This is a genomic window from Castellaniella sp. FW104-7C03 (genome assembly GCF_040276085.1).
GTDB lineage: Bacteria > Pseudomonadota > Gammaproteobacteria > Burkholderiales > Burkholderiaceae_B > Castellaniella.
In genome coordinates this window covers 90,220-109,632 of record NZ_JBELOK010000007.1, presented here as the reverse complement: position 1 = coordinate 109,632, position 19,413 = coordinate 90,220, and the positions used below count along the sequence as shown (strand labels likewise).

At 59.9% G+C, this 19,413-nt stretch carries 21 protein-coding genes; 4 read left to right on the top strand and 17 right to left on the bottom strand.

Annotation, left to right across the window (positions count from 1 at the left end):
* Positions 1 to 53 precede the first annotated feature (53 nt).
* Entirely contained in the window at positions 54 to 422 is a 369-nt protein-coding gene (locus tag ABS758_RS09950; protein ID WP_350382412.1) for a DUF2069 domain-containing protein, read from the bottom strand.
* 35 nt (positions 423 to 457) lie between these two features.
* Here ABS758_RS09950 and ABS758_RS09945 point away from each other — a divergent pair, with 35 nt between their 5' ends.
* Positions 458 to 1,714: a YihY family inner membrane protein gene (locus ABS758_RS09945; RefSeq protein ID WP_350382414.1), complete on the top strand. Its 1,257-nt coding sequence runs from the start codon at positions 458 to 460 to the stop codon at positions 1,712 to 1,714.
* Between the two features lie 28 nt (positions 1,715 to 1,742).
* Positions 1,743 to 2,207 (top strand): CBS domain-containing protein, encoded by a 465-nt coding sequence (locus ABS758_RS09940; protein ID WP_350382415.1) that lies wholly within the window; start codon positions 1,743 to 1,745, stop codon positions 2,205 to 2,207.
* Here ABS758_RS09940 and dusA read toward each other — a convergent pair.
* Positions 2,156 to 3,196, bottom strand: a complete 1,041-nt coding sequence (gene dusA / locus ABS758_RS09935; protein ID WP_350382417.1) for a tRNA dihydrouridine(20/20a) synthase DusA — start codon at positions 3,194 to 3,196, stop codon at positions 2,156 to 2,158. The two genes, ABS758_RS09940 and dusA, sit on opposite strands and share 52 nt — an antisense overlap.
* An 87-nt stretch (positions 3,197 to 3,283) precedes the next feature.
* On the opposite strand from dusA, the gene ABS758_RS09930 reads away from it, so the two are divergent.
* Both ABS758_RS09930 and ABS758_RS09925 read left to right on the top strand, forming a co-directional pair.
* Positions 3,284 to 4,264: a homoserine kinase gene (locus ABS758_RS09930; RefSeq protein WP_350382418.1), complete on the top strand. Its 981-nt coding sequence runs from the start codon at positions 3,284 to 3,286 to the stop codon at positions 4,262 to 4,264.
* Positions 4,261 to 5,058 (top strand): BPSS1780 family membrane protein, encoded by a 798-nt coding sequence (locus ABS758_RS09925; RefSeq protein ID WP_350382419.1) that lies wholly within the window; start codon positions 4,261 to 4,263, stop codon positions 5,056 to 5,058. The genes ABS758_RS09930 and ABS758_RS09925 overlap by 4 nt, the downstream gene beginning before the upstream one ends.
* Here ABS758_RS09925 and ABS758_RS09920 read toward each other — a convergent pair.
* The 15 genes from ABS758_RS09920 to ABS758_RS09850 form a co-directional block, all read right to left on the bottom strand.
* Positions 5,010 to 5,396, bottom strand: a complete 387-nt coding sequence (locus ABS758_RS09920) for a DUF192 domain-containing protein (protein ID WP_350382421.1) — start codon at positions 5,394 to 5,396, stop codon at positions 5,010 to 5,012. The two genes, ABS758_RS09925 and ABS758_RS09920, sit on opposite strands and share 49 nt — an antisense overlap.
* Positions 5,396 to 6,253, bottom strand: a complete 858-nt coding sequence (locus tag ABS758_RS09915; RefSeq protein ID WP_350382422.1) for a type II secretion system F family protein — start codon at positions 6,251 to 6,253, stop codon at positions 5,396 to 5,398. The genes ABS758_RS09920 and ABS758_RS09915 overlap by 1 nt, the downstream gene beginning before the upstream one ends.
* 17 nt (positions 6,254 to 6,270) lie before the next feature.
* Positions 6,271 to 7,119 carry a type II secretion system F family protein gene (locus tag ABS758_RS09910; protein ID WP_350382424.1) on the bottom strand — a complete coding sequence of 283 codons (849 nt, stop codon included), beginning with the start codon at positions 7,117 to 7,119 and terminating at the stop codon, positions 6,271 to 6,273.
* A complete protein-coding gene (locus tag ABS758_RS09905; RefSeq protein ID WP_350382426.1) occupies positions 7,116 to 8,825 on the bottom strand; it encodes a TadA family conjugal transfer-associated ATPase in 1,710 nt (569 codons plus the stop codon). Before ABS758_RS09905 ends, ABS758_RS09910 begins: the two co-directional genes overlap by 4 nt.
* Positions 8,822 to 10,255, bottom strand: coding sequence for a type II and III secretion system protein family protein (locus ABS758_RS09900; protein WP_417276883.1), 1,434 nt, complete (start codon positions 10,253 to 10,255; stop codon positions 8,822 to 8,824). The genes ABS758_RS09905 and ABS758_RS09900 overlap by 4 nt, the downstream gene beginning before the upstream one ends.
* The gene (cpaB, locus tag ABS758_RS09895; RefSeq protein WP_350382430.1) at positions 10,252 to 11,283 is read right to left on the bottom strand and encodes a Flp pilus assembly protein CpaB; all 1,032 of its coding nucleotides are present in this window, start codon (positions 11,281 to 11,283) and stop codon (positions 10,252 to 10,254) included. The genes ABS758_RS09900 and cpaB overlap by 4 nt, the downstream gene beginning before the upstream one ends.
* Complete coding sequence (locus ABS758_RS09890; RefSeq protein ID WP_350382431.1) at positions 11,280 to 12,005, bottom strand: hypothetical protein; 726 nt, start codon at positions 12,003 to 12,005, stop codon at positions 11,280 to 11,282. The genes cpaB and ABS758_RS09890 overlap by 4 nt, the downstream gene beginning before the upstream one ends.
* Positions 12,002 to 12,721, bottom strand: a complete 720-nt coding sequence (locus ABS758_RS09885; RefSeq protein ID WP_350382433.1) for a hypothetical protein — start codon at positions 12,719 to 12,721, stop codon at positions 12,002 to 12,004. Before ABS758_RS09885 ends, ABS758_RS09890 begins: the two co-directional genes overlap by 4 nt.
* A gap of 1 nt (position 12,722) precedes the next feature.
* Positions 12,723 to 14,027 carry a hypothetical protein gene (locus ABS758_RS09880; RefSeq protein WP_350382434.1) on the bottom strand — a complete coding sequence of 435 codons (1,305 nt, stop codon included), beginning with the start codon at positions 14,025 to 14,027 and terminating at the stop codon, positions 12,723 to 12,725.
* A complete protein-coding gene (locus tag ABS758_RS09875; protein ID WP_350382572.1) occupies positions 14,028 to 14,258 on the bottom strand; it encodes a hypothetical protein in 231 nt (76 codons plus the stop codon).
* 213 nt (positions 14,259 to 14,471) lie between these two features.
* A complete protein-coding gene (locus ABS758_RS09870) occupies positions 14,472 to 15,176 on the bottom strand; it encodes a fumarylacetoacetate hydrolase family protein (protein ID WP_350382435.1) in 705 nt (234 codons plus the stop codon).
* 80 nt (positions 15,177 to 15,256) lie between these two features.
* Complete coding sequence (gene ppa, locus ABS758_RS09865; protein ID WP_350382437.1) at positions 15,257 to 15,796, bottom strand: inorganic diphosphatase; 540 nt, start codon at positions 15,794 to 15,796, stop codon at positions 15,257 to 15,259.
* Positions 15,797 to 15,831: 35 nt separating this feature from the next.
* Positions 15,832 to 17,328, bottom strand: a complete 1,497-nt coding sequence (locus ABS758_RS09860) for a heme biosynthesis HemY N-terminal domain-containing protein (protein WP_350382439.1) — start codon at positions 17,326 to 17,328, stop codon at positions 15,832 to 15,834.
* A gap of 8 nt (positions 17,329 to 17,336) precedes the next feature.
* Complete coding sequence (locus tag ABS758_RS09855) at positions 17,337 to 18,575, bottom strand: uroporphyrinogen-III C-methyltransferase (protein ID WP_350382440.1); 1,239 nt, start codon at positions 18,573 to 18,575, stop codon at positions 17,337 to 17,339.
* Positions 18,568 to 19,401 carry a uroporphyrinogen-III synthase gene (locus tag ABS758_RS09850; RefSeq protein ID WP_350382441.1) on the bottom strand — a complete coding sequence of 278 codons (834 nt, stop codon included), beginning with the start codon at positions 19,399 to 19,401 and terminating at the stop codon, positions 18,568 to 18,570. The genes ABS758_RS09855 and ABS758_RS09850 overlap by 8 nt, the downstream gene beginning before the upstream one ends.
* Between the last annotated feature and the right edge of the window lie 12 nt (positions 19,402 to 19,413).

The following is a 19,413-nucleotide window of genomic DNA, read 5'->3' as shown; positions in this document are numbered from 1 at the left end:
AAAGAAGATTTTGATTATGGCATAGCGCCCACAGGCCAAGGTTTCAAGCTGCGTCAGTGTGACTGCCGGGCCGCCCGCTTGGCCGGACGCACATAAAAAATTGCGGAAAAATACAAGCCCAGGGATAACAGTATCTCAAGGCCGGCCAGCGCAACCGACACGGCTGAGGTATCTGACCACGCACGCACGGAGCCCTCCATCAGATACAGAAGACTGAGCATGGCCACCCACTGCAGCGTATACAAACGGGCACGCAAGACACCACGCACGGCAAACAGCAGTGGCACGGCCTTCAGGGCCATCAGAGACCCACCCGGGCGCAGTGGTGCCCACCAGAGTTCCCAGCCCACGCACAGCACGATAAGACCAAAGAGACAGGCACACGCCAGACGATGCAGCCCTTGATTGAGTTGAATATCCATGTTGCTATTATGGCTCGAAACCTTTGCATGAATGTATGACAGACCTCCCTTCAACGACACGGCCGATTTCCGAGCGGCGGGCCCACGCACTGGACATTGTGCGATTTACCCTCGAGTTTGCAGGCAATCGCAAGCTCACCCGTGTGGCATCCAGCCTGACGTTCACCACCGTACTGGCGATCGTGCCCCTACTGGCCGTGATTTTGTCGTTATTTACCGCTTTTCCGCTGTTTGCAGAGTTTCGTCAGGCACTTGAGGGCTTTCTCAGCCAAAGTCTGCTGCCGCCATCCGTATCCGACACCATCATGCTGTATCTCAACCAGTTTGCGGCCCAGGCCTCAGGCCTGACAGCAGTAGGCGGCGTGTTTCTGGTGATTACCTCGGTCATGCTCATCATGACGATCGACGAAGCGTTCAACGAAATCTGGAATGTCGCGCGCCAGCGCCCCTTGCGCCAACGCCTGCTGGTGTATTGGGCCATTATCTCTCTAGGCCCGATTCTTACCGGCGCCAGCCTGTGGGCCAGCTCGGTATTGGCCAGAGAGTCCCTGGGTTACATCGGCAGTCTGCCCGAAAGCCTGGGCATTGCACTGAATATCATCCCGTTTGCGCTATCCGTGCTGGGGTTTACCGCCCTGTTCGTATTTGTGCCCAATTGCCGCGTACGGTGGCGTGACGCACTGTTTGGCGGCTTGGGAACAGCGGTGATCCTTACCCTCATGAAAGCGGGGTTTACCTGGTATCTCACCCGCTTTCCGTCTTACACTGTGATTTATGGTGCCTTTGCCACCTTACCGATTTTTCTGCTGTGGATTTATCTGTCGTGGCTGGTGATATTGCTTGGCGCCACCACGGCCTCTTTACTGCCTGCATTGCGGCTGCACCGCTGGGTATTGCAGCGGCACACAGGCGCCCAGATAGTGGATGCCATCAGCATTTTGTCGATCTTGTGGCAGGCACGGCAGACGCTGCCCCCCGGGCGCAGCCAGCAGTTTCTCGAAAAACACTTACGGGTGCATCCGGACGCCCTGTATGAGATCCTGGCCAAGCTGCATGACCTTGGTTACGTGGTGCCGGCATCAGACAGCGACCTCTGGGTACTGGCCTGCGACCCCCACCACGCAACCATCGGGCCGTTGGTCGACCAACTGTTACTGGATCGCACGCAAACCGGGCTGACCACGCTGCATACCCAAGCGCTGTCTGACACCTTGCTGGGCAAGCCGCCCACCCTGGACACACTATTCAACACATACACGGCTACCGAAAACACGGATGATGATGCACAATGACAATAAAAACTGCCCGAGGAAGAATGCCATGCTGAAAGTCAATGAAATCCTGCGTGTGAAGGGGCACACGCTTTACACCGGCACGCCAGACATGCCCGTACGCGACGCCATCAGCACCATGAGCCAGCTGGACATCGGCTCTTTGGTCATCATGGAGCACGGTCAGCTGGTAGGCATGCTGACATTTCGTGAAATCATCAACCATCTCAACCAGCACGACGGCCAGACAGGCGACTACACCGTACGCAGCATCATGGATGACGCCCCCATGAGTGTCACACCCAACACCGACGCAGACGAAGTGCAGCGTCTGATGCTGGACAAACACGCACGGTATATCCCGGTGATGGACGGCCCTACCCTGATGGGCGTGATTTCGTTTTACGACATGGCACGCGCCATTGTGGACGCCCAGCAATTCGAAAACGATATGCTCAAGGCTTATATCCGCGACTGGCCATCCGAAGACCCCGCTATTGCCCGGAAATCCTGAGCAGCCGCATCAACCAGCGTATCCCAGGCCTGCAAAAGCAGATCAGGCCCTTGTGCCCGCAAGGCTTTGGAGTCAGACAGCATCTGACGCCAGCGGCGGGCACCGGGCCGGCCGGTGCGCCATCCAAGCAAACCACGCACCATGATATGCAGCGGTACTCCGCGCGCATGATGGTGCTGCACATATTCTAAAAACTGCAGCAGCACCTGCCGGCCTTCGTCATCGTCCAGCGCCGCAGATTGCCTACCCATCAGGCCGTCTGCGCTTAACGCAGACAAAATATCCGGTTGATGCCAGGCCGCACGGCCCAGCATGATGCCGTCCAGCTGGTCTTGCCACGCACGGCAGGTATCCACATCGGATAAGCCACCGTTTAGCACAATGGTGCAATCCGGAAAGTCACGCTTGAGCTGCAAGACCGAGCTATAGCGCAAAGGCGGCTTTTCACGATTATCTTTGGGCGACAAACCCTTTAATACGGCATTGCGGGCATGCACGATAAACACCCGGCACCCAGCCTGATACAGAACACCCACAAAATCGCGCACAAAGGCATATGAGTCATCGTAATCAAGCCCCAGCCGATGCTTGACGGTAACCGGCACCGAGACGGCATCCTGCATGGCGCGGACGCAATCCGCCACCAGTTGGGGCTCGGCCATCAAACACGCCCCAAACGAGCCCTGCTGCACACGCTCGGAGGGGCAGCCACAATTGAGGTTGATTTCGTCGTAGCCCCAGGATTCACCCAGCTTTGCACACTTGGCCAAAGCGTCTGGCTCGCTGCCACCCAACTGCAGGGCCACGGGATGCTCGGACGCGTCGAAATCGAGATGACGCGCCACATCCCCATGCAACAAGGCGCCAGTGGTAATCATCTCGGTATACAGACGGGCCTCGGGGGCCAGCAGGCGATGAAAATAACGGCAGTGGCGATCCGTCACATCGATCATCGGAGCCACACATAAACGCCAATCAGCCATAGTCAAAATTATCCATACAGAAGCGCTATTTTACTTTCGACTAAAATGCCGCGTTGAACTCACCCGCCGCGGCTTTTGCGCCGCCTGCTTGTCATGGCTGTCTTTACTGCTGTTTCCCAGGACGATGTCCACTCGCTGCTGGAACACTACGATCTGGGCACATTGCTTGCCCTGCGTGGGATCACTGCGGGCATCGAGAACACCAATTATTTTCTGGATACCACACAAGGCAGCTATGTGCTGACGCTATTCGAGGTGCTGACGGCCGAGCAACTGCCCTTTTACATCGAGCTGATGCACCACCTGGCAGGCCGCGGTGTGCCAGTACCACAACCGCAAACCCGGCACGACGGCAGCCGCATCAGCACCTTGCACGGCAAGCCAACTGCCATTGTCACACGCCTGAACGGCGGCTACGAGCCCGAGCCCAGCCCGGCCCATTGCACTTTGACAGGACAAACCCTGGCACATGCCCACCTGGCCGCCCAGGATTTTCCGCTGCACCAGCCCAATCTTCGAAGCCTGCCCTGGTGGCAAGAAACCGCCCCCCGGCTGATGCCGTTTCTGAACGAAGACCAGGCGACGCTGTTGCGCCAAAGCCTGAACGAACAGGCTGCCTTTGTGGCCCAGGGCGGACTCGAAAACCTGCCCAGCGGCCCAGCGCACTGTGATTTGTTTCGTGACAACGTGCTCTTTGATGGCACGTTCGAATCTCCTCACATGGGCGGCTTCATCGACTTTTACTTTGCCGGCTGTGACGCCTGGATTTTTGACGTGGCGGTGAGTGTCAACGACTGGTGCATCCAGCGCAGCAGCGGGATATTCATCCGGCGCCGGCTCAGTGCCTGGTTAAGTGCATATCACGCTATCCGCCCGTTTACCCCGGCCGAACGTGCCGCGTGGCCCCTGATGCTACGCGCCGCCGCCCTGCGCTTCTGGATTTCGCGCCTGTTTGATTTCTATCTGCCACGCCCCGCCCAGACCCTTAAACCGCACGATCCACGACACTTCGAACGCATCCTGCGCTTACGCACGACGCAGCCGGCGCCCCTGTTGCCGGGCGACCTCACATGAACAACACACCTACCCTTCAAGCTTCTGTATTGCCTCCCTCCGCCGGCTGGGCATGGATTCTCCAGGGGTACCACCTGTTTCGCGCACAGCCGCTGGCCATGCTCTTCTGGAGTACGGCCACGAGCTTTATCATCCAGGTGGGCTCGGTGATCCCTGTGATTGGCCAGATGGCATTGGTGCTGCTAACCCCTTTGCTGACATTTCTGACCTTGAACGCCTGCCGCACCATCAGCCGGGGACAAAAAATGGTCCCGGGCCTGTGGCTGGCGCCATTGAAGGCTCCAGGCGTCATGCCTGCATTGTTGCGCCTGGGTAGCGCCTACCTGGGCTTTACCTTGCTGGCCGCCTTTGTTTCTGTCTTGCCATTTTTGTCCTCCTTGGTGCAATCCCTTGGCACTGGCAGCGACCCAGACTATGCAAGCCTTGCCCAGGCCATGTGGGGGCCGATGCTGGTATTTGGCGGCTTTTATGTGCTGCTATCGGCGTTGTTCTGGCATGCGCCAGCCCTGATGGGCTGGCATGCACTGCCCCTGAAGCGTGCCCTGTTTTATTCGATGGTGGCCTGCTGGCGCACCAAATGGGCCATTGTGCTTTACGTGGGCAGCTGGGCCGCCGTGTATTACGGCCTTAGCCTGCTGCTTGGTACTCTGGCAAGCGCAGGGCTGACGGCCAACGGCATGACGTGGATATCGCTGATTTTGGACATTGTGCTGACTGCCCTGCTGTACTGCAGCTTTTACCCGGTTTATGCCACCACGTTTCGCGCCAACGACACATCTGCACTCCAGGCCTGAGTGATGACCGCCTGCCATTGAAGTATGGTGTCGTTGTTGGGGGGTAGCTCAAGCGTGGCATAGGCACCCGCACAGCGCGCCCAACGGCCCGGCGCCAGCCACGTGATCCGCCTCAAGATACGCCCCTGATCATCCAGAAACAGCACATTGATCGGACACGTCAGGCCCAGAGTATGCACCATCCTGCAACTGGGAAACAACAGACCACGAGGAAAGGCACCCCAGGCTTTCCAGGCGTGCAGGCCCAACAAACGCTGCCTGAAGCTACGGGCCTGAACCAGCCGTAAAGGCGACCGGGTGAGATCCCAAGCGGGCAAGTCTTGTGGCCCACCCCACATCAGAAATTGGCCTGCATCAACTTGACCGCAATCGGAAAGCCGATCACCAGGAAAGTACAGGGGAAAATGCACAGCACCATGGGAAACAGCATCCTGACCGGTGCCTGCATGGCCAGCGTCTCTGCCCGGGCAAAGCGCTCGCTGGACTGACGCTCGGCCTGAGCCCGCAGCAGGGGCCCAAGGCTCATCCCCAGGCGCTCTGCCTGTGCCAGGGAAAGCACCAGGCTATAAACACCAGGAACATCCACTGCATCAGCCCATTGTGCGAGCCAGCGGCTGCGCTCTACCCCGGTGCGCTCCAGGGCACAGGCGCTTTGAAGGCTTTGGCGCAAAGGGCCTTCGGGAGCGTGCTCTGCCACACGCAACAACGCAACCGGCAGGCTAAGGCCTGCTTCGACACACAGTGTGAGGAGGTCCAGCAAAAAAGGGAGCTCGCGCATCATGACAAAACGTCTTTGACGCGCCTGCGCGTACAGGCGTTGATTGAGCACACAGTATCCCAGAACTGCCCCTCCGGGCACCAGCCACCAGGCAAGGATCGGCAGAACACCCACCAACAAGGCCACCAGCATGGCACTTGCGAAGCAAAAAGCCACCAGTACACGGGCGGCAAGCCAACGTTCGGGTGACCAGCAATCCGATAGCCCCGCCCGAGGCCCCCATTGCTGCAGATGCCGCCGCATCGACCAAGTAACCCAGCGGGCACACCAGGGGGCCAAAGCCAGCACCCAGGGCCACCACAGGGACAAGCGGGATGAGGACTTTTTACCGTCAAGACTGGCCCAAGGCCCCCCCAGTACCCAGCATCCCAGACCGACAGACACAGCAGCCAAAACAAGACCGGACCAAAACCACATGAGTGGATCTCCGTTTTTTACACATCGATGGTTGCCACTCGCCGTATCCAGACGATGCCTGCACATTCGAGAATAACGATGATTCCCAGCACTGTACCTCCCCACCAAGTGTGCCAGAGCAAACGCATTGCCTCAGGCTCGAGCTGAGACAACACCCATAAAAGACCAGCCGGCAGACTTGCCATCAACATACTTTGCATCCGCCCCTGTGCAGTGAGCGCCCGTACCCTGCCCAGCCAATGCAGACGCGAACGTAGCGTACGTGAAACGCTCTCGAGGGTTTCGGCAAGGGCACCACCTGTCTGTGAAGCCACAAGCAAAGCGGATACCATCAGGCCACAGGAGTCTGTGGGGATACGCGTATGCAGGCTTTGCAGGGCTTGTGGCAATCCCAGCCCCAGACGCTGCTCGCGCAACACCAGCGCGAACTCCTGAGACAAGGGTGGCCGTGACTGCGAGGCAATATGTTGCAAAGCAGGTTGTAAACCCGCCCCGGCACGCAAGGCACCAGCCAGGGAAACCAAAAAATCTGGCAATTGGGCGTCAAACTGCTGTCGGCGCCGCCGTCGCATATGCCGCAGAAGCCAGGGCGGCAGCAACAGGATTGCGGCCACCAGAGGCAGGAGGCTCCAAGCCCCCATCAATATCCACGCCCCCACCAGCAGCATCCCTGCCAGGGCAAATAACCGCGCAGGCGATACTTGCGTCAGATCAAGGAACAAAAAGGCACCATCCAGCGTTTGCCGGGTATCTTCGTGCAAGCGCTGTTGATAATCCCGCCACAGCGTGGCGGCCCGTGCAAGCGCCAGCGCCGCCACAACCGCCACACACAAGCCAATCAGAACAGCCAAAACCATGCCTGTCATGATGACGATGCCGCCATGCCTGTATCACCCAGAACCGCACTGCCGTGGCAAACCGAACGATGGGTAAACAAACTGATATCCAGTGCTGCATCGCCATGGAATCCCTCAGGCATAAGACCGCAGCCTGTAAATACGGCAGGCGGCCCCGCCTGGGCGAGAAAAATTTCCTGGAGCTGGAATTTGTGGTTCTCGAGGCCCGTCACTTGGACAATGGCGCTGATAAGGCGCCGGCCATCCGGTGCACGCACGAGCTGAATGATCAGATCCATGCTACCGGCAATATGCTCTCGGACGGCAGCCAGCGGCAGGTCCATCCCCGCCATCAGGATCATGGTCTCCAGACGGGACAGCGCTTCACGTGGATTGTTGGCATGCAGGGTGGTCATGGATCCCTCATGGCCCGTGTTCATTGCTGCCAGCATGTCAAAGGCTTCTGCCCCCCGACACTCACCCACCACAATGCGATCAGGCCGCATACGCAAGGCATTGCGTACAAGATCACGAATATCGATGCGGCCGCGCCCCTCGAGGTTGGGTGGCCGTGCTTCCAGGCTGACCAGATGAGCATGGCTCAGGCGCAGCTCGGCAGCATCTTCTATGGTGATAATGCGCTCGCCCGCCGGGATGGCATTGGACAGGATATTGAGAAGGCTGGTTTTTCCAGAGCCGGTACCCCCCGACACCAGCAGGTTTTTTCGGTGCCGTACGCTATGGGATAAAAACGCCGCCATCGATTCGTCCAATGCCCCAACGGCCAACAGATCCTGCATCACCAAACGCCGCTCGGGAAATTTCCGGATGGTCAGGCTGGGGCCGCGCAATGCAACCGGAGCAATCACGGCATTTACCCGCGAGCCATCCTTCAATCGCGCATCCACCATGGGCGCGCTGTCATCGATCCGGCGGCCTAACGGCGCGACGATACGGTCGATGACCCCCAGTACGGCTTGCTCGCTGCTGAAACACGCAGAATCCTGCATCAGGCGGCCGGCACGTTCGACAAAAATTTCATCGGGGCGGTTAACCATGATCTCCGTCACCGAGGGGTCGGCCAGCAACGGCTCGAGGGGCCCCAGACCCACAGCCTCATCAACCAGGTCGCGCAGCAAACGGTCGCGATCCAGCGTAGCGGGTAAATCGGCATCCTCGGCAATCAACCCCGAGAGCACGCGCGTGGCTTCAGCCCGCAGTGTCTTGTCACTCATGCCGGTGACATCCTGTCTGCGCAGTTGCAGGGCCTGGATCAGGCCTTCGTGCAAGCGGCGGCGTGCCTGGCGGTTTGGTACGGCTTGAGGATCGGCACAAGACACCTGCGAGCACGTGGCAGGCTGCGGATAGGCGCTGGAAGGTGGCTCTTGCAAAGAGATGGGCGCGTGCCCTGCGGGCAGCTGTGCATCTGATATCTGCCTGGCAACAGGCCGCGAGGCATGTATCAGGCATGGCCCGATCACGATATCGTCCTCTGGACACAAGGGCCCGTACGAAGCCACACGATGCCCATTCAGGGTAGAGCCAAAGATGGAACCGAGATCTTCAAGCCAGAGTTCATCCTCGCGACAGACAATCCGGGCATGATGCCGGGCTACTCGCCAGGTTTTCAGCGCCAGACCACAATCGGCCTCGCGCCCTATCAAAAGCGGCACACGATGGCGGGTACGAGTGCGACGACCATCCTCAAATTGCACATCCAGTTCAACCTCTGTCATGGTGACTCTCCTGCTTGGGTTTGCCACTGGGATCCTTTTCCACCAGATCGGGGGTTCCACCCCGTCGATGATCTGGGCGATCTGCCTGTCCCGCGATTCAGTACCGGATTCATCAGCGTAGGCGTATCGGGAAACGCTCTGTTCAGCACGGCGCTTGCCCGCGCTGCCCGGGTTTGCATATCGGGATGATTGGCCGTCACCAGCTGTGGGGTAACCAGAATCGCGAGCTCTGTTTCGTTGCGCCGAAAGCGGCTGGAGCGAAACAGGGCCCCAAGCACAGGCAATGATCCCAAACCAGGAATACGGTCGACGTTATCGGATGTTTCTCGCGATAGAAACCCGGCGAGCACCAGCGTTTGTCCTGTGCGCACATTAAACTCGGTTGCTGTCCTGCGTGTCTTTAGCGACGGCCCGCCTGGCACGGACAAAGCCGTGTCAATAGAGCTGACTTCGACTTCGATGCGGGAACGAACTGCACCGCTACGCTCGATGGAGGGTGTGATGCGCAAGGACACACCGTAGGGCTTGAAAGAGGTCTGCGTATTGCCGTTGCGGTCTACCGTGCTGTAGGGCACTTCTCCTCCAGCCAGAAACTCGGCGGTGGCACCACTGCGAGCAAGAAGTTGCGGTTGCGCTAGAACCACTGCACGCCCTTCCTGGGCAAGGAGGTTGATTTTGGCCGATAGCAAGGCATTGATACCGAAGTAACCTGCTGCTTTTGCCGCGGGAAACATCAGCGGAATCGCCGTCTCGCCAGGGCGATCGGCAAACCGGCGCGACCCCCCATCCCAGCCCAACGCAGATGTCAGGCCCCCGCCTGCATTGGGATCCCAGCGCAAGCCCAGTTCGCGCATCAAGGACTTGGGCACCTCAACCACCTGCACGTCCAGCAGTACCATCTGATCCCAACCGACAGTCCCCGTAAAATCGAGCAATTGCGGATAGCGCCGGCCAAGCTCGGACAAGCGCTGGCGGTCGGCATCAGAGAGCTCATCGCCCTCAACCAGCAGCTTGTCACCCAGCGGGGTGACAAGCGCCCCCGGAATGCGCTCAAGCACGGTACGTAGTTCGTCCTGGAGCTGCCGTGCACCTTCTGGTGCCACCTGCACGGCATAGCGCACAATCTGGCCATCTGCTGTCCAGGCATGCAAAGTGCTGAAACCCGCCTTGCGTGCAAACAAAATGACTTCACGGTCGTCCGTACTCACGGCCTTGATGATTTCACCGTCTCCTACGGCCACCCGGGCAACGCCCGGAATACCCAGCACCCGAACTTCACCAGCCTGCAGCGCAATGGGTGTTTCAGTGGCAGCCAGAACTCCCGCGCCAAACACAAGGCCCGCAAGAGCGACACACAGACCCAACACAAGGCGACTCCAAGGTAGGCGGGCAAATACTCCCGTATGGAAAACAACCCTCCATCGCCTCATGACTGGTCTCCTTCGGTCTCCGTACCAGCATCCAAGAGCACCGAGAGATCATCCGACACCTCATCCTCGTCTGCCTGCAAGGGGCCACCCAGCCCTGTGGTGGGCAGCCGCGTGGCCGGGCCGCGCAACTGTGCCCTCATCCAGGCACTGACCAAAGCCTGCCCCTCAGGAAGATCAAACCAAGGACCACGCACAGCAGAAACTGAGGATTTACCTGGCCGGGCCCATGCGGGCAAGCCACGTGCAGGAGAACTGCCATACAGAATGACTGCCTTGCGTGATGGCACAGGAGGGCGCGCGGCAATGCCCAGCAAAGCAGCCAAGTCGCCCCGCGCAGCACGCCGATCTGCGTGATCGTCCTCTGGGTGACGCAAAATCGCCGTGAGTGTCCCAGCCTGACGGGCGGCCACCAGTTTGACGACGTCTTCGGGGGCCGCATCCAGTGTGACCGTGGAATAGGATGCCGTTGAGTGCGTGTCCCCCAGGGTCGTATCGCGTCCGGTAGCCAAGACCAACACACCCTGCAACAACGGGGCAGTCAACCGTTTGCGTTGATAATCAAAAGACACGTACAGATCGATGAGATCGCCTGGCTGCAGCAAGCCGGACAAGGAATTGAGCTGGTCGACAGGCAGAGTGATGGCCCGGCGTCCGGGTACCAGCTGGGCAGAAAATGCTGCTGTGTGCCGCACGACATGGGCAGCTACGATGGCATCACCCGCTTCCAGTGAAGTCGTCAGCGTTTGCCCTTCGAGCTCGCCATATCGCCCGGGAGGTACCGTATCTCGCCCCACCCACTGCGCTGGAAAACTGCGCAAGGCAAGGTGTTCAGCCACCAGCCGCGTGCCGGCCGGGAGATCCCTCGCAGCGACAACGCGTTCGACCAGAACCAGGCGAGATTTGTCCTCAACCTCACGAACACGCTCCTGGATATGCCACATCAGGAAAACGGCAGCCAGGCTACCTAGCAATAAAGCCAAGCCGGCCAGTACAGCTGCACGTGGAATACTTTCAGGCCAGGCTTTCATGACGGCTCCGTGGCCCGATGCCAGAAAGTGATTAGTACCCCCGGAGCAGTTGACTGCATGAAGAAGGTTAAATGACCCATTTGCGGGTGGCGCCAGACAATCTGAGCCCCTATTGCGACCGGCTCCCGGGCCCGACTGGCCTGCAGCCTGAAAGTATCCTCTGGCGCCCAGCCAGCCAACCGGAGTGAATCAAAGAGCTGCCCACGCACTTTGTCGACAGTGCCCGGCACGCGAAACTGACTGAGTACGCCACTTGCATGTCCCAAAGCCTCCCGCTGAAAAAGTAAGCGTTCGGCACCTGACGGAAGAAGCTGAGCGGGATCAAAGCCAGCTGCGGGAGTGTCAGAGGGCTGCAGGCGGGAAATCAGCCCGATTGTGCGGTCCCCTTGTTGGCGAACCTCAGCCAGCCAATGCGCATCCAATCTAAGGCCAGACAAGAACACGACTCCGTCCGCCAGCTGCATCCGTGTCAGACGCCCCGCCGAGATCGCCATAAGCTGCCTGGCTGCATCTGCAGGACTGGCATTGACGGAGAACTGCTGTAGTGTGATGTGTGCCCCCGATACGTGGAAGTGCTGCTGCCCAGATCCTTGCCACCCTTGTGGGGATAGTTCCTGCACAGGATCCCAGAGGGCGGCCTGAGGCCTGGCGGGCACCGCCACAGCAGACAAGGCGAACAACACCAGACCGGAAAAACCGGTTAATGCCTTGAACCATTTCATGGCAATACCTCGCTTAGGTGGCGCTGAGGCACCTGACCAGCCCAGGGCCCTAGCCAATCCCATTGCGGCTCAGGACGGCCCCACGGCGCATCCAGGGGGCCCAGCCGCCCGGCAACAGCTTGCCCCACCACCTGGGAGGCTTGCTGTGCGTGCCCCCACGCCAATGCACTGCCCGCCAATGTATGCTGCACAAGGGCATCACTGAACGCGGCCCCGCTACCAACGGCAATTGCCGTGTGTGCGCGCAAACGCAAGGCCAATTGATCAAAATCAGCCAGTCCCGCTTGCCCGGCTGAGCCACCCGCTGTACGGGCCTCTGCGTGTGCCACCCAGAGACGCTCGTCACCCAGATGCCAATCGCGGCGAATCTCCGCACCTCCAGCCACCATATCCCCTGGCAAATTCCTCAGTTGCCCTGTCGACTGATCCAGCCAAAGTGCAACGCCATCCGGCACCAGGGCTTGCCCCTTGCGTGTTTGCCAGCCGGCTTTCGGTGTTTGGCTCGGAACCCAGGCATGCGGTGTTTGCGTGTGCTCATCCTGATGGGCCCATGCAAACGCCGCATGCCGGCTGTCGTGCAATAGCTGCAGCCGAATATCCTGAATACGCCCCAACCACGCGATGGCAAGCCAGAAACTGGCCAGCACGGCAAGCACCAAAAGGGATTCAGCTAATGCTTGCCCTTGCTGTTGATGAATACCTGTATGCCCGCTCACATCAGTCTCCTGGCAATGGCAGCAGGGGTGAAGACAGCCGCGCATGCCAATAGGGATGGAACAGATTGGCAGCCTCGGAATGCCCATCCTGCCGGACTGCTGGCCGGGTGAAGAAGGTTTCCGCAGCGCTGCGGGCGTGCACGCTCTGGCCCTCCTGATTTGGCAGGATAAGCCTGATAACGAACCCTGCCTGGCCCTGCGGTGGTAAATCTGCCCTGACATCAAAATAGGCAGCCAACCCCCGGGATGGCCAGAAGACAGCACTTTGCATGGCATACGAGTTGGCCAAAGGATTGGCCTGGCCACCAACAATATCCCACCCGGTAGCAGCCTGAACCCAGCGCCAAAAATCCTTTTGAGAAAAATCAGCGGGAGCATCTGTGGAATGCCCACCCACGATTGCCTGGCCTGATTGCGCGGGCATCCAGGCCCAGCCCATGGCGTACTCGCGGTAGTAGCAACCAATCCAGCGATTGGATCTCACAGCATGAAACGATTGTGTATCCCCTGCCTGCCAACGGCCGGAAGCATCCAGCTGAGTCTGGCCACGGCGGCGCAGTTCGTGACGCCAGGCTGGACAACGCGGATCCACTGCCCACACATTACGGGCGGTCTCGTTGCGAGGGCCCAGAAAGCCATACAAACCAGCCAAACCATGCAATAACGTGGCAAGGGACGCATCAGCAGGACGCTTCTGCAGGAAACCGGGCCAGGCATCAGCCTGGATCTGTGGTGTCAGTACCTGCCGGCCAAGCTCTGGGTAATGTGCCGCCAGAACCTGACGCATGACGGCCAGACGCGCCTCTGGGAGGCCCGCAACCAACGCGTCGGATAGGGAGGCCGATTGATCATGAATAAAGGATTCATGGGCCGCAAATGCCGAGGCCAAAGACCCGCCTACCTGTGTCTGATGATTTAACCCCGCTGCAGCGGCAGCTGCCAGGTAGGCACGCCCGTGGCCTGCCCCAAAAAGCATCCCGATCAGATAGGCAGGCGGGTTACCCTGTGCTAGGCGCTGCGCCTGCATACCGCCAAAGTGCGCCCAACTACCCAGTGTCAGCAAGTGTGCCATGGCCAGTTGGTGGCCCAGCCTGGCACGATTGAGATACGCAAGAAAATTGAGCGTACGTGCCTGAACCAGCGCACCACTGTAGCTGGCAGCATCCAGGCCATGCACCATCCGCGCCTTAGAGGCAGTGACCTGAGCGGTGGCAAAGTAGCGCAGCCAGGCCAGCCCCAACAATGTGGCCAACACCAGGCCCAATACCAGCACCTGGCCGCGCTGTGCGTGGGCGGCGGCACGCATCTACTGCCCCGCTGCCGCGTTGCCGGTAAATGATTTAAGTGTTTTGGCGGCAGTCTGTGCAGCGGCAGACTCAGCGGCAGACTGTGCCATACGGGATTGCTCGCTACCGTCTTCGCCGGCGATTTCACGCGCCATGGCGGCAGTCTGGGAGCGAATCACCTGGCCAAATAGTTGGTAAACCGCAATAGCGGCAACAGCAACCAGTGCCACCACGATAACGTACTCGACCATCGCCTGGCCCCGCTGACTGGCACGCTGGCGGAGATGGCTCAGGCGTGTAAAAAGGACTTCACGAGCACCCGGGCAGCGTTTGGCAGGCCACCACGGTAAGTAGGCGGGAAACAGGCGGAACAAAGACATGGTGGGCTCCGGAAGGACTTGACGAGCACCCAGTGTGCCCCTGCCCTGCCGGCCCGCCTATTCGCAGTTTCCGCCCTGGATAAATCAGGCCTGGACGATCGTGACACGCAGGGTGCCAAGGCCCTGTATCCGTGCCTCAAGCTGATCACCAGACACCACAGCACCTACACCTGCTGGTGTACCGGTAAAAATCAGATCGCCTGCGCGCAACTCGAACAGTGTGGACAGATAAGCGATGGCTTCAGGCACCGACCAGATCATGTCGGACAAATCGCCCGTCTGGCGCTGTTCTCCGTTGATGGTCAAGCCAATATGGCCCTTGGTGAGGTCTCCGGTGGCTGCCACCGGGTGCACGGGGCCGATGGGTGCGCTGTGGTCAAAGCCCTTGGCGGTTTCCCAGGGGCGCCCCTGCTTCTTGGCCTCGGCCTGCAAGTCGCGGCGTGTCATGTCCAGCCCAATGGCATAACCCCACACGGCGCGTGCAGCTTGCTCGGGGCTCAGGTTATGCCCGCCCGCACCCAAGGCGGCCACGAGCTCTACCTCGTGGTGCAGATTATGCGTTTGTGGAGGGTAAGGCATCTGGCCTTCGGTGCCTTCTGCCACATTCAGTACGGCATCAGCCGGCTTGCCAAAGAAAAAGGGCAGCTCTCGGCCGGTAGCGCCCATCTCACGGGCATGATCCGCATAATTGCGGCCCACGCAATAGATGCGGCGCACCGGAAACCGGGCAGATGAGCCTTGTACCGCCAGGGTAACCGGCTCGGGACGGGGAATGACAGTTTCTTGCATAAGTATCTCGAGAAAAAATCCGGCGTAAAGCCGGATTTATGGGCGTGCCAGGTTAAAAACGCACCTGCGCACCCAATGGGTTAAGCCTTCTTGCCTGCTTGATAGCGAGTGACGGAGTCGCGGATTTCTTGCTTGGCCGCATCAATGCCCGACCAGCCTTGCACCTTGACCCATTTGCCTTTTTCGAGATCTTTGTAGTGCTCGAAAAAGTGCTGGATGCGCTGGAGTTCTTCAGCCGGAAGATCGGCGGTGGACTCGATGTGACGATAGGGAGGATAGAGCTTGTCTACGGGGCGAGCCAGCAGCTTGGCATCCTTGCCCGCTTCGTCTTCCATGTTCATCACACCCAGGGCGCGACAGCGAATGACGCTGCCCACCTGTACAGGGAAAGGAGCCAGCACCAACACATCAACCGGATCACCGTCTTCGGAGAGGGTTTCGGGGATGTAGCCGTAATTGCAGGGGTAATGCATGGCCGTCAACATGAAACGATCGACAAACACGGCACCGCTGGCCTTGTCGACCTCGTATTTCACGGGATCCGCATTCATGGGGATTTCGATGACGACGTTGAATTCTTCTGGCAGCTTGTCGCCGGCCGGGACACGATCTAGGCTCATGAGGTTCCTTGGAGAGTGAATCTGAAAATATGCATTTATTTTGAACGGCTGTGATCCGAGGTGAGCGACATGTCCACCCCCGGGATCGGGGCCGTATCGAAGTAATCGTCCTCTGGGCCGGACACCGGGCGAGCCGGGCGGGCCTTATCCGCCTTGACCTGAGGCGCCGGATGATTATCTTCAGGAGTATCCGGAAGATACACGCCACTGGCGGCTTCTGGCACTTGCACCGGCAGGTGATCATCCTCTGCCCTGAGCACGTCAAAGCTTTCGGTCTCGTGACGCATGAAATCGGGGTCGCCGCGGGTATCGGCCGCCGGCAGTGGCCGCTGAATCAGGGGCAGCTCGGAATCCGCAGCTTCACATGCCTTGCGCCAGTGCGATAGCGCTTGCTCTGGGTGGCCCAGTGCGTCATGCAAATTGCCCAGCAAGGCGTGAATATGGATATCGGCACGAAGATCGAGGCTACGCTCTAGATAGTGCGCACCCTGCCCCCACAACTGGGCGGCCAGGCACAATTGCCCCAAGGCGGCCAACAAACCGGGATGATCCGGGTTGGATTTCAGCCAAAGCTCGGCGTGCCCCAAACGCTGGCGTGCCTGATTGGCGTCGCACTGCGCATAGGCACGCAACAGACGATCGTCCAGCCCACGATTAAGCGCCGCCTCGAGGATGCGTGCGGATTCTGCTGGGCGGCCAAACCTGAGCTGTGCACGGGCACCTGCCAGGGCCACCTCGGGCGACAGGCGTTCATCGGCCTGCAAATCACCCCACAAGCCGCTCCAGTCTTTGGCCTCGACGACATCCAGCTGATGGGCGGCAGACTCCGCAATAAACGCTTTGGCCTGCGTTTCGTCGATGGCGCTGCGGCGCAACAACAGGCGCGTAAGCTGGTAGACCTGCCGATGATGACCTAATTGGCGGTGAGCCCGCAAACACAGCCGATTGGCATGCAAAAACCGCGTTGACGTTTCTTGCAGCGGCTCTAGCAGCTCGAGCGCTTCTTCGGCACGATTTTGATCGAGATACATCTCGGCGGTGACAACATCCACCGCCTGACGCAGGCGGCCGTCTTCGCCGGCACTTTCTTGCGCAAGCTGCAGGGTTTGGTCGCGACGGGGGTACTCGCCCAGAAGATGCAGGGCCCTGGCAGCGCTGAGCCCGGCCAGCACCTTGCGATCCGTGGAGCGGGTACGGGACAGCAACTTGGAAAGCTCTTTTTCGGCCTGCACATAGCGGCCTTCAAGTTCGTTGATCCAGCCGCGCTCGAGAAGCTCGATATCGCGGCGCTGGGCACGCCGCCCGCGCCAGTTGCGAAACCGCCCGGGGCTGTTACTCATCCAGTGCAGCAGGCGCAGCAACCAGTGGAACACCAGAAAAGCCAGTATCCCCAGCACGATGGCCAGCGGCAAGGAGAGCTCGACGCGCCACGGTTGCGCAAGAATGACGACGTTTCCGCTGTGTTCGTTGACGGTTAAAGCCAGCGCCACAGCCACCGCCAGCAAAATCAAGGTCCAGATCCAGGATCGCATAAGGCCTCCTAGACGGCGCCGTCAGTTGCAGGTGACTGCACTGCAGGCGGGTTCGTGCCTTCGGAAGGATCTGGCGCGGCCTCCGGGGCAGCCTCTTGGGCAGCTTCGGCATCCCGGGCGGCGGCAATGGCTGCCAGGCTGTTATCTACCGTGGGCAGAGAGATTTCGATGGTGGTGTCATGCAGCGAACGGGCCAGCTTTAATGCCTGGCGGGCGGTCTCAGCCCGCATGTCATAACGCTGATCGAGTGCCTGGGCAATACGGGCGAGCTCTGATTTCCAGATTTTTGACTGGTGCATCATGAGCGCCAGCTGTGCCGTAATTGCCCGCTGTTTGAGCCCCTCGCGAAAACGCTGGGCCTGATCCGGAGACATCAGCAAGGCGGCAGAATCATCCACCCGCCGGATATCGAACAGTTTTTTGAGATCGTGAACCACCTGCTGCCCAGCCCCTTGAACCCATGTCCAGGAATCCTGCAAGGCAGCTTGCCAGCCGCTGTTGGAGTGAGCAGATGCGGCCGGTGCCACTGTGCTTGCCTGAACGGGTGAGGATGTGGTGGGGGCAGTAGCCACGGCGGTTGCCGTATCAGGCATCAACAGAGGCGCTGAACCCAGCCAGTCGGAGAGCTGATCGAGCTGTGCCGACAGCGCCGCGACATTGATGGTGGCCACCGCCCGGAGACGATCGATGTCGCCATTGATGGATTGCAGCAACGCAGCCAGGCCAGGCCGATTGGCGCGTGCCAGCTGTGCCTGAGCGGCCTCCAGCGAGATGATGGCATTGGCCACGTTGCCACCCAGGCTGAGCTGCTGCTGAGCGATGGTAACCAGGTGATCAATGTCATTGAGCAGTAAAAGATCCGAGCCACTGTCCGTCATCAGTTGCAACGCCTGATCGAGCTCTTGCACCTGACTGCTGGTGTCGTCCAGCGCACTGCGGAGATCTTCGACCTGTGCGGCCTGAGCACGGGCAAGAGACAGGGCTTGCTCGGCTTGCTGGCTGGTTTCCCGGGCCAGCTGGGCATTTTGGCTATGCTGCTGCTCAAAATCTGCCTTGAGAACCCGGTACTGGCGGTTTTGCTCGTATAAGCCAACCCCCAAAGCAATAGCCAGCAGCAGCACCACTACCAGCAAGAGGCGCCCCAACCTGCCAGATGGCCGGGAGGCCGCCTGCGCATCTGCCAGGGCGGAAGTGGGTGCTGTGGACGGTGCGGAAACAGTAGGTGTGCTTTGATCAGATTCACTCATGACGGCGTTCGGATCCTTCGGGAAAGCAGTCGGATGCTGCCACTATAGCTTGAAACAAGGCAGCTTCTTGGGGGCTGCTCAGGGTAACGTGCAAGTGCATGTCAGCCTGGGCTGCGTAGCGACATTGTAAACGCCGCACGATTCGTTCGTGCAGCGATACCACACCAAGCCGGCGTGGCCAGGGCAACTGGTGATGCACCAGGCTGCTCTCGATGGCGGCCAGCGCCTGGCCGCTTGTCAAGAGAAGAATTGTGGCCGGGCCGGCAGACAAGTCCTGGCAGGTGGCGAGATCCCATAGACAGGCAAGCCGGCGATAAAGGGCGTGACACTGTACCTGCCAGCCTCGCTGCGACAGTTGATCCGCCAGCCATTGACGGCCCTCAGTGGCGCGCAGGATATGGGCCTGTGCGGGGGGCAAACCCCGCGCATCCCAGGCAGCCAGCAGCGCTTCTGAATCAGGCGCCTGCTCTGACGAGGGGGCAAGGATTTGATTCTTGGGTACAAAGGCCTCAAGTGCCTGCGCCGTCGCTGACCCCACTGCAGCGGCCCAGGCGCCCTCAGGCCATGTAGATCGGTCAGGATGAAAGGGGCTCAGGGTATCGGCGCCGCTGCCGTCAGCGGTGCCGGGCCCACGAAAATAGGCCTCCACTGCCTGCCTGCTGACAAATACCAGCACGTCTCCGCACCGGGCCACCGGGCGAACCGCATCCAGTGTCTCAATCTGCAGGGCCGGCGCGTCAAGCACTGGATAGCCATGCCGTTCAAGTGTGCGCGCCAAGGCGCCATTGCGCCCTTTGGGCCGGGTCAGGATCACCTGAGGCATCATGCCAGCACCCAA